General features: G+C 66.5%; 1 pseudogene. It reads right to left on the bottom strand.

The window, feature by feature from the left end:
- Positions 1–1237: pseudogene (locus tag DH10_RS34290) on the bottom strand (kinesin); the annotation flags it as partial.

Raw genomic sequence — 1237 nt, 5'->3', positions numbered from 1 at the left:
GGACGCAATCCGCGCGGCTCGCCGGTCTCGCTGCTGCCGCTGCGGCCGGATTTCGCAACGATATCAGATAGTTCCTTGAGCGCGTTGATCTGCTCGGATACGGCGCGGCGGATGGCCGAGGTCGATTCCTTGGCCTCCTCCGGCATCTCGATGACGCCCTTCTTGAGCTCGGCGCGGGTGAGGTCCAACTCGCTCTTGATCGAGCCGGCGGTGCGCCGCATCTCCTCGGTCGCGTCGGCGAAGCGCCGCGTCGCCGAATCGACGACCTCGGCGATGGCGGTGCGGATCTTCTCCGCGGATTCCATCGTCCGGCCCTCGGCGTTCTGCATCGTCTGGCCCACAAGGCTCTCGAACGAGCGCATGACCTTCTCGAGGTCTTCCGACTTCTTGACCAGGCCGACGGCGAGGTCTTCCAGCGAGGACTGCCGCTCCAGCGTGTGCTCGAGATTGCTCTGCGCGGAGCTTAGCAGGTCCGAGGCGCTCGACAGCAGACGGCTGTGCTCGTCGAACTTGGTCGCGATCGAAGCGACTTCGCGCAAGGTCGCCGACGACAGATCGGTGAGCCGCGTCGTGTTGGAATCGACGAGGCGTGCCGAGCTGGCGAAGGTCTGGGCGGCCTTCTCCGTTGTCGAGGCAAAGCTCTGCGTGCTGCCGGTCAGGCGCTCCTCGACCTGGCCGAGATTGACGGCCGCCTGATCGATCAGCTGGCCGAGTTGCGCGCTGGAGGTTGTCATGCGGCCGATAAGGTCGGCAACGCTGTCGGCCAGCGTCGAGCGCGCGCCCTCGACCGCCGAAAGCGTCTCGGCGGTGCGGTTGGCGAGCGCATTGACGAGGGCCGCGTTTTCGCTTCGCAGCTTCTCGGTCGCCCGTTCGGTGACCTCTTCCATACTCTTTTGCAGCTCGGAGCCGCCCTGGGCGAAGCGCTCGACCAGGGGACGCGCCGTCTCGTCGAGGATCTTCGACATTTCGGCGGAGCGCGCTGCGAGCATGGTATTGAGCTCGCGGGTGTTGGCGCCGATGGTCTTTGCCGCCTCGTTGGTGCTCTGGCCGATATGCTGGCCGACCGCCGTGAAGGTTTCGGCGATGACGTTGGCGCGCGAGATGAGCTGCGCCTCGGCGCTGGAGACCTGATCGTTGAGCTTCTGGCCCATCGTTTCGGTGGTGTAGGCGAGGCGGTTCTCGACGCTCGCCACCTGCTCCTCGACACGGGCCGCCGCCGCGGCCGCGCTCGAGGCCA

It is taken from the genome of Mesorhizobium silamurunense (assembly GCF_014843825.1).
GTDB lineage: Bacteria > Pseudomonadota > Alphaproteobacteria > Rhizobiales > Rhizobiaceae > Mesorhizobium > Mesorhizobium silamurunense.
Note: the sequence above shows the minus strand (reverse complement) of the source record. Positions and strands in the feature narration are given on the sequence as shown.